This window comes from Streptomyces sp. NPDC028308, assembly GCF_055565855.1.
The window spans coordinates 289720-296477 of the sequence record NZ_JBVHTO010000015.1; the positions used below are offsets into that span (position 1 = coordinate 289720).

The following is a 6758-nucleotide window of genomic DNA, read 5'->3' on the forward strand; positions in this document are numbered from 1 at the left end:
CTTACTGCTTACCGCACAGCGAGACCAGCTTCTGCTCTTCCTCGGAGAGGCTGGGGCCGGGTGTGGGAGTGGGTGCGGTCTTGGACTTGGAGGACGAGGGCTGCGACGCCGACGGGTTGGGCGTCGGCGACGACGTGGCCTTGGACGTCAGTGCGGACTTCGTGGTTCCCGTGACGCCACCGGCCTCGCCCTCGCCGGTCTTGGCGTTCTTCTCGTTCTCGGCGGAGCGGCGCTCGGCGTTCTTCTTGCACGCGGACGCCTGCACGGCCAGCTCGTCGATCTTGGACTGCGCGTCGTCGAGCCCGCCCTCGGCGATGGTCGCCTTGACCTGCTTCTGCTGGTAGGGCGGCAGGTACTTGAGTTCGATCTCGGGGTGGTCCTTCTCCACCTTCGAGAGCGAGACCCAGGCCAGGTCCTGGCTGATGCCCCGGTACAGCGCGACGTGCTCGTCCTTGGTGCCGACGTAGTACTGCGTCTGCGTCCAGCGGTAGCCGCCGTACAGGCCGCCGCCGATGACCGCGAGCGCGAGCACCGTGTAGAAGGACCTCTTCAGCCATTTGCGCCCCGAGCGCGGCTTCACGAAGTCGTCGTCCGAGTACCCGTCGAAGCTGCCGGTCGGGACGTAGCCGGTGGTGTCGCCGCTGCCGGGCGGGCCGAACTCGCCGCCGCCGCCCTGTCCGGGCACCTGGCGGCCGAGGTTCGAGGCGCGTCCGGCGGGGGTCTGCATGGCGCCGTTGTCGTGCGACTGGAGCTGGTTCTCGGCGACCGCGCCCACGACGACCGGGGTGTCGGAGAGCTGGGCGGCGAGGGTGTCGCCGCTGTCGATGTCGAGGACGTCCGCGACGATGACGGTGATGTTGTCCGGGCCACCGCCGCGCAGCGCGAGCTGGATCAGCTCCTGGACGGTCTCCTGGGGGCCCTGGTAGCTGGCGAGGGTGTCCTCCATCGTCTGATGGCTGACGACTCCCGACAGGCCGTCGGAGCAGATCAGGTACCGGTCGCCGGGGCGGACCTCGCGGATCGAGAGGTCGGGCTCGACGTGGTCGCCGCTGCCGAGCGCCCGCATGAGCAGGGACCGCTGCGGGTGCGTCGTGGCCTCTTCCTCGGTGATGCGGCCCTCGTCGACGAGGCGCTGCACCCAGGTGTGGTCCTGCGTGATCTGCGTGAGGACGCCGTCGCGCAGCAGGTACGCCCGGGAGTCGCCGACGTGGACGAGGCCGAGACGCTGACCGGTCCACAGCAGGGCGGTGAGCGTCGTGCCCATGCCCTCCAGCTGGGGGTCCTCCTCGACCATCATGCGGAGCTGGTCGTTGGCGCGCTGCACGGCGGTGCCGAGCGAGGTGAGGATGTCGGAGCCGGGCACGTCGTCGTCGAGCGCGACGATGGTGGAGATCACCTCGGAGGAGGCGACCTCGCCGGCCGCCTGGCCGCCCATCCCGTCGGCGATCGCGAGCAGACGTGGACCGGCGTAACCGGAGTCCTCGTTGCCCTCTCGGATCATGCCTTTGTGCGATCCGGCGGCGAAGCGCAGTGACAGACTCATGCGCACCTCGCCCGTCGGCTCCGGGTACATCCGCACGGTGCCCACCCTCCGGTCGGGAGCGCGCGGGGGTCCGTCGTGTGGACCGCTGCTGCGTGCTCGCTCCGCTCGCGCCTATTCATGACGTAGTACTACTTCCGCAGCTCGATGACGGTCTTGCCGATGCGGATCGGCGCGCCCAGCGGGACCGGTGTGGGAGTCGTCAGCCGGGCCCGGTCGAGATAGGTGCCGTTGGTGGAGCCGAGGTCCTCGACGATCCACTGGCCGTCCCGGTCCGGGTAGATCCGGGCGTGCCGGCTGGACGCGTAGTCGTCGTCGAGCACGATCGTCGAGTCGTGCGCCCGGCCCAGGGTGATGGTCTGCCCCTGGAGCGCGACGGTCGTGCCCGTGAGGGTGCCCTCCGAGACGACCAGTTTGGTGGGGGCGCCGCGGCGCTGGCGCCCGCCGCCGCTCGGCGCCGCCTGCTGGCGCTGCTGCGGGGGCGCGGCCTGGCGCGCGGCCTGCTGCGGCCGCGCGGCTTCCCTGCGCGAGCCGCGCTGTGTGACGCGCGTTCCGAACAGGTCGCTGCGGATGACCTGCACGGCCACGATCACGAACAGCCACAGTACGGCCAGGAAACCCAGCCGCATGACCGTGAGGGTCAGCTCTGACATTGCCCCCGCTTCACCCTTCGGCTTGCCGGTAAATGATGGTGGTGCTGCCCACGACGATCCGCGAGCCGTCGCGGAGCGTAGCGCGGGTGGTGTGCTGCCCGTCCACCACGATGCCGTTGGTGGACCCGAGATCCTGGATCGTCGAGGGCGTTCCGGTCCGGATCTCACAGTGCCGGCGCGAGACGCCGGGGTCGTCGATCCGCACGTCGGCTTCGGTGCTGCGGCCCAGCACCAGCGTCGGGCGGGAGATCTGATGGCGGGTGCCGTTGACCTCGATCCAGTGCCGTGTTCTGGTGCCCGGTCCGGGGGCCGCCGCGGCGCGCTGTCCCAGGGGGGCGACGCCGGGGCGTCCGCCGGGCGGCGGCGCGGACGGCATGGGAGGAGCTGCCGAGGGCTGGGCGGACGGCGGGTAGCCGTATCCGCCGGGTCGCCCCGCTGCCGGACCCGCGGGGCCCGCCGGGGCGGACGCGGGGGACTGCTGGTTGGTGGAGGAGGCGAGCGTACGGCTGCGCACCCGGTACAGACCGGTGTCCAGGTCGTCGGCCTTCTCCAGGTGGACCTTGATGGGGCCCATGAACGTGTAGCGCTGCTGCTTGGCGTAGTCGCGCACCATGCCCGCGAGTTCGTCGCCGAGCTGGCCCGAGTAGGGGCTGAGGCGCTCGAAGTCCGGCGTGCTCAGCTCCACGATGAAGTCGTTGGGTACGACGGTCCGCTCGCGATTCCAGATCGTGGCGTTGTTGTCGCACTCCCGCTGGAGCGCTCCCGCGATCTCCACGGGCTGGACCTCGGACTTGAACACCTTGGCGAAGGTGCCGTTGACCAGACCTTCGAGACGCTGCTCGAACTTCTTCAGGACTCCCATGGGGCACCTCCTCCTTAGACGTCGTCCTGCGTGCCGCTTGCGTCCGTACCGCTCGCCGCGCTGCCGCGTGCGGTGCTTCCTGTGCTGCTCACCGCGGTGTCACCCACGTGTCTACTGCCCAGCGCGGTGCCACTTACGGCGTACTGCTGATCGTCTTCGTCCTGATACTGCTTACTGATCGTATCCACGCGCCGGGAAAACGGGTGGTTCCCCCTGTCGGCCCGGTCGACGAGTGTCGAGACCTCGCGAAGCACCGAGCCGGGGTTCCCTCCCGGAGTTCCCTCCGGAGCGCCTCTTCGAACTCCTCACGACAAGGATCGTAGAGGCGGCCCGGGACCAGTGTCCCGCACCTGGCTGTGCACCTTGTCCGGCTCCTGTACAGATGGCCAGGACCGGTACGAGGTTGATACGTGAACCGGTTCCGCTCGGTACGGGGGAACGGAGCGGGACGGGACGAGAGGGGCGAGGGGGACGAGGGGGGCCAGAGCGACCAGGGGCGGGCGGGACGGGGCCGGCGGGGACGAGGAAGGGCGAGAGGGGACGGCCGGGAGCGCGGAGCGCCCCGCGCGACCTCCCGTGTCCACGCGTCCCCTCCGGCGCGGGCACCACCCCGGGCCTGGCCCGAGGCCCCGGTGGGGCCTCCCGGACGCCGGGCGCGTGCTTCGCCGGCCGAGGTCCGCCGGGGGTGCGGGGGCCGGGGAAAGGGATGTGATTCCACCCCGGACAGCGTGCTAATCTTCTGCATGTCGACAGGCGCTCGCACCACTTGGTGGGAGACGGGCGACACACCCAATGCGCGGGTGGCGGAATAGGCAGACGCGCTGGATTCAGGTTCCAGTGCCCGAAAGGGCGTGGGGGTTCAACTCCCCCCTCGCGCACAGCGAACGGACCTTCACTCCGACGAAAGTCGGGGTGGGGGTCCGTTTCTCGTTGCCCGAAAAGGCCGGATCCCAGCCGGCCCGTCGCGGGCGGCCCGGTCCGGCGGTGAGCTATCTCACTGCACGACCCCGAGGCTTCCGTCCCACGCCCACGACGCCGGTAGCCCCGGAGGTGCCGGCTCGTTGAGACGGGGCGTGGGTACATCCCCTTCGTACGGGCAAGTGCGCGCCGTGTCACCGAGTCGTGAGGTCGGTCACACGGCGCGGGCCGTACTGGGTGGTGGTGGCCGCGAGGCCACGGGTGCCCGGTGGGGGTCAGGCGGCCAAGTGGGCCGTGACCTCCTTGGCCTTGGCGGTGGCGGCGTCGAGGGCCTGCGCGCGCGAGGCCTCGAAGAGCGGGACGAGCTCGGACATGGCCGGGTTCTGCGGCGCCATCGTGAGCTCCGGGACGATGAAGTGGACGTCCATGGCCAGGCTGTCCGCGAAGACCGCCTGGAGGTAGTTCTGCACGTACTCGTAGGGCTCGCGCGGGGTGCCCGGCGCGTAGGAGCCGCCGCGGCTGGCGACCACGGTGATCGGCGTGCCCTTGATCTTCGAGTCCTCGGCCATGGCCGTACGGCCGATGAGGATCACGTTGTCCAGCCACGCCTTGAGGGTCGAAGGGATCGAGAAGTTGTACATCGGGGCGCCGATCAGGACGGCGTCCGCCCTCTCCAGCTCCTCGATGAGCTTCACGCGCTCGGCGAAGGCGGCGGCCTGCTCCGGGGTGTGCGCGTCCGGGGCGGCGAAGCCGGCGGTGTGGGCGTCGGCGGTGATGTGCGGCACGGGGTTCGCGGCGAGGTCGCGGTAGATCACCGTGCCGTCGGGGTGCTGCTCCTCCCAGGTCTTGCGGAAGGCGTCCGTCACGGCGCGGGAGGCCGACGCGGCGGTCGGGAACACGGACGAGTCGATGTGCAGGAGCGTGGCCATCGGAATCTCCAATGAAGGGCGAAGCGGCCCGGGCTGCGGGCTTCTTTTCCGTACCTAACTAGAGATAACACAGTCACTTACTTTTTTTCATCCCCTTGCGTGAGCGCAGTACTCTGGAGGCATGGCGGAGTCGGTGCCCCACCACGCAGGACCGTGTCAAAAGGTCGATGACGGGATGACGCGGGTCTTCCAGCTGCTCGGAAAGCGCTGGACCGGCCTGGTCGTGTCCGTGCTGATCCAGCGGCCCGTGCACTTCGCCGAACTGCGCCGGGCCATCCCCGGCATCAGCGAACGGATGCTCTCGGACCGCCTCACGGAGTTGGGCGTGGCGGGACTGGTCGTTCGCGAGGTGAACGACGGACCGCCGCTGCGGGTCGCCTACCGCCTGACCGAGGCGGGCGCCGCACTGGAACCCGCGCTCAAGGAACTGGGCGTCTGGGCCGAGCGGTACCTGCCGGAGGGCGGGCCCTGCCGCGGCGGGAAATAGCTGGTCCGCGGAGTTGTCCACAGGGTCTGACGCGTCTCGGCCCCCGGCGGTACGGTCATCACGAGTTGATGTTGTGCACGGGGGAGGCGGTCACGATGACCGAGCAGGACGCAGAGGCTGCTGAGCGGGACGCAAAGGCCCCCGAGCAGGACGCGGGTGCTTCGGAGCGGCGCGCGCCGAGGATCTTCCGCGTGCGGGGGTTCGCGGAGCGGCCCTTCCAGGAGACGCCCGGCAGCGGGGAAGCCGGAGGACACCGGGGTCCCAAGGCCGAGGGCAAGGCCCTGCGGCAAGCCGTGCCGCGCGCCGCGCACGCCGAGCTGACGCCCGACACCGGCCGGCCGGACGCGGTGACCGCGGTCGAGCAGTCCAACGCCGGCCGCATCCCCGAGCTCACGCCGATCCGCGTCGGCAGAATGGCCGCCTCACCCTTCGCGTTCCTGCGCGGATCGGCCGGCCTCATGGCGTACGACCTCGCGCGCACCCCCATGACCGGCATCGCGGCGCAGCTTTGCGGTGACGCCCACGCGGCGAACTTCGGCCTGTACGGCGACGCCCGCGGCGGCCTGGTCATCGACCTGAACGACTTCGACGAGACGGTGCACGGCCCCTGGGAGTGGGACCTCAAGCGGCTCGTCACCTCTCTCGTGCTCGCCGGACGGGAGGCCGGGGCGGACGAGCACACCTGCCGCAAGGCGGCATACGACACGGCGGGTGCCTACCGCCGCACCATGCGGCTGCTGGCGAAGCTGCCGGTCCTCGACGCGTGGAACGCCATCGCGGACGAGCAGCTCGTCTCCCATGCCGACGCCCACGACCTGCTCGGCACTCTCGAGCGGGTCTCAGAGAAGGCGCGGGCCAACACCAGCGGACGGTTCGCGGAGAAGTCGACCGAGACCGTGGAGGGCGGCGGCCGGCGGTTCGTCGACGCACCGCCGGTGCTGCGCCGCGTACCGGACGGGGAGGCCGCGGCGGTGGCGGCGTCCCTCGAGGACTACCTGACGACCCTGTCCGAGGACCGCCTCCCGCTCCTCGCCCGGTACGCGGTGCACGACGTCGCCTTCCGCGTCGTCGGCACCGGAAGCGTCGGCACCCGCTCGTACGTGGTCCTGCTCCTGGACCACCGCGGGGAACCCCTCGTCCTCCAGGTGAAGGAGGCCCGGCCCTCGGCGCTGGTCCCCCATCTCCGGACGGCCGGCTACACCGTGCCCGACGTGGAGCACGAGGGCCGGCGCGTGGTCCTCGGCCAGAAATGCATACAGGTCGTCAGCGACTTCCTCGCTTCGACTACACGACATAGGTTGTCTGACCAGCGAAAACCCCGACCGGCAGAGTGTTTGCGGACAGACAGCCGATCGGGGCAAGCCCAGGG

6 protein-coding genes and 1 tRNA gene are annotated in these 6758 nt (G+C 70.6%); 3 read left to right on the forward strand and 4 right to left on the reverse strand.

Annotated features, from left to right (window positions below; translation table 11 throughout):
- Nucleotide 1: 1 nt before the first annotated feature.
- The 3 genes from ACZ4VA_RS33380 to ACZ4VA_RS33390 form a co-directional block, all read right to left on the reverse strand.
- Nucleotides 2-1543, reverse strand: coding sequence for a Stp1/IreP family PP2C-type Ser/Thr phosphatase (locus ACZ4VA_RS33380; protein WP_355781757.1), 1542 nt, complete (start codon nucleotides 1541-1543; stop codon nucleotides 2-4).
- Between the two features lie 128 nt (nucleotides 1544-1671).
- The gene (locus ACZ4VA_RS33385) at nucleotides 1672-2193 is read right to left on the reverse strand and encodes an FHA domain-containing protein FhaB/FipA (RefSeq protein WP_121405035.1); all 522 of its coding nucleotides are present in this window, start codon (nucleotides 2191-2193) and stop codon (nucleotides 1672-1674) included.
- Between the two features lie 10 nt (nucleotides 2194-2203).
- Nucleotides 2204-3055: a DUF3662 and FHA domain-containing protein gene (locus ACZ4VA_RS33390; RefSeq protein ID WP_356163700.1), complete on the reverse strand. Its 852-nt coding sequence runs from the start codon at nucleotides 3053-3055 to the stop codon at nucleotides 2204-2206.
- A gap of 794 nt (nucleotides 3056-3849) precedes the next feature.
- Here ACZ4VA_RS33390 and ACZ4VA_RS33395 point away from each other — a divergent pair.
- Nucleotides 3850-3933, forward strand: a tRNA-Leu gene (locus ACZ4VA_RS33395).
- A 315-nt stretch (nucleotides 3934-4248) separates the two neighbouring features.
- On the opposite strand, the gene ACZ4VA_RS33400 is transcribed toward ACZ4VA_RS33395, so the two are convergent.
- Nucleotides 4249-4902, reverse strand: a complete 654-nt coding sequence (locus tag ACZ4VA_RS33400) for an FMN-dependent NADH-azoreductase (protein WP_355785212.1) — start codon at nucleotides 4900-4902, stop codon at nucleotides 4249-4251.
- A 175-nt stretch (nucleotides 4903-5077) separates the two neighbouring features.
- On the opposite strand from ACZ4VA_RS33400, the gene ACZ4VA_RS33405 reads away from it, so the two are divergent.
- On the forward strand, nucleotides 5078-5389 hold the full coding sequence (locus ACZ4VA_RS33405) for a winged helix-turn-helix transcriptional regulator (protein WP_388904832.1): 312 nt from the start codon (nucleotides 5078-5080) through the stop codon (nucleotides 5387-5389).
- Nucleotides 5390-5484: 95 nt separating this feature from the next.
- The coding region (locus tag ACZ4VA_RS33410) for a DUF2252 domain-containing protein (protein ID WP_468083681.1) at nucleotides 5485-6758 on the forward strand (1274 nt) is incomplete at its 3' end.

Coding starts and splice junctions, on each gene's coding strand:
- ACZ4VA_RS33380 (WP_355781757.1), bottom strand. CDS start 1,543: ATGAGTCTGTCACTGCGCTTCGCCGCCGGATCGCACAAAGGCATGATC.
- ACZ4VA_RS33385 (WP_121405035.1), bottom strand. CDS start 2,193: ATGTCAGAGCTGACCCTCACGGTCATGCGGCTGGGTTTCCTGGCCGTA.
- ACZ4VA_RS33390 (WP_356163700.1), bottom strand. CDS start 3,055: ATGGGAGTCCTGAAGAAGTTCGAGCAGCGTCTCGAAGGTCTGGTCAAC.
- ACZ4VA_RS33400 (WP_355785212.1), bottom strand. CDS start 4,902: ATGGCCACGCTCCTGCACATCGACTCGTCCGTGTTCCCGACCGCCGCG.
- ACZ4VA_RS33405 (WP_388904832.1), top strand. CDS start 5,078: ATGACGCGGGTCTTCCAGCTGCTCGGAAAGCGCTGGACCGGCCTGGTC.